This window comes from Collinsella aerofaciens (assembly GCF_040915545.1).
GTDB lineage: Bacteria > Actinomycetota > Coriobacteriia > Coriobacteriales > Coriobacteriaceae > Collinsella > Collinsella aerofaciens_BE.
On the sequence record NZ_JBCPDH010000069.1, the window covers coordinates 1 to 1,547 of the forward strand.

Genomic DNA, 1,547 nt, shown 5'->3' on the forward strand with positions numbered 1-1,547 from the left:
GGGGGGTGTTCCTATAGTTTTGTCAACTGGGAAATGCTCTCCGTGCGACCGAATCGCGGCATGCTGACGCCAAGCCATTAGGCCGGTGGGCTTCAGTCTGCTCGGTGCGTTTCGGCTAGGCTGCGTAAGGCACCCTGTCTCGCATGACCGCGTAGATGACCTTCAGTCTCTTTCGCGCCAGCGCCTTGAGCGCCTTGCCGTGCGACATGCCCCGCTCCCGGCACCTGGTGTAGTAGTCGCCCCATCTCCCCTCTGTCCGGGTAAGGCAGTTACATGAGAATATGAGCAGGTTCTTCAGCCTCTTGTTGCCTTGGCGCGATGCCGTCACCGAGGAGATCGAGGTTCCCGACTGGCGGTTGCGCGGCGCCAGGCCGCAGTACGACGCGAGCCTGTCGTGACTGGGGAAGTCTTCGATGTCGATGGAGATCGCAAGCTCGGAAGCGGTTTTGGGCCCGATGCCCGGTACCGTCAGGAGGCATCGGTAGGTATCGTCGCCCTCGAGCAGGGCGGAGATCTCCGCCGTGATCGCCTCGATCTCCGCCGAGTTCTCGGATATCCTGCGCGCGAGCAGTTTCACCGCCCGGTCCTCGGCGGCGACGACCGACGCATCCGGCCTTGTCGAGGAGGTTGTCGAGCGGACGAGGGCCTCGATCTTACCGCGCGCCGCCCCACGCGTGAGCGCCGCCGCCCTGCGGGGCCCGGCGTCGGCTACCGACCAGGCCCCGCCGAGGGATGCCATGAGCCTCAGCTGGGGCCCGTCGGACAGGTCGACCAGTGCCTCGAAGGCGGGGCACGATTCCAGCAGGATGCTGCGCAGCCGGTTCTTGTTCCTAGTGTTCTCGCAGGTCAGGAAGTTCCTCTGGGCGGCCAGCGCCCTCGCCGCCGCGATCGTCGGGCCTGGGTCTCCGACCGGCAGGAGCGCGTCGGGGATGCCAAGCGCCGTCTTCGCGATGACCATCGCGTCTCGCTCGTCGGTCTTGGCGTCGCCGGCGAAGAGCCTGGCGGCCCCGTGCGCCGCGAGTCCCGGCAGGTACGCCGCCGACATCCCGGCCGCCCTGGCGCGGGCGAGCGCGAGGGCGCCTATGTTGCGCGACTGGTCGACGACCACGAGCGCATCGGGGAAGCGGCCGAACAGCGAGTCCAGGTCGTCCTCCCTGTTCGCGACGGGGGTGCTCAACAGCACCTCGCCATCTCGAGTCGCGACGCATGCCCAGTGGGACGATTTCCCGACATCGAGCCCGATGACGGCTTCCGGCATTCTAATTGGTGCCACGGTGGTATCCTCCAATCGGTAGGCCGATCGGAACCCCTCCCCGCGACACCCACATTACCTGGCCGTGGCGCTTGCGCCCGGCAGTTTCCTATCAGTCGTCCGGAGCGGCGAGCGCCCCCGGTGGCAACACCCCCCGGGCCCTCTACGGGGCAGGGGCAGACGGCCATCCGGAGGCGCCCGATCGGCGGCCCCTCGGGGCTTGCCCGTATCGTAGGCAATGCGCCGAATGCTCGCCATCGAAATTTATCGATGGCCTATTTCAGACTGTAATGGG

Annotated in this window: 1 protein-coding gene; it reads right to left on the minus strand. The window is 66.9% G+C overall.

The window, feature by feature from the left end; genetic code table 11:
- Window positions 1–115 precede the first annotated feature (115 nt).
- Window positions 116–1,273 carry an IS110 family RNA-guided transposase gene (locus AB5202_RS09935; protein ID WP_231500848.1) on the minus strand — a complete coding sequence of 386 codons (1,158 nt, stop codon included), beginning with the start codon at window positions 1,271–1,273 and terminating at the stop codon, window positions 116–118.
- Window positions 1,274–1,547 lie beyond the last annotated feature (274 nt).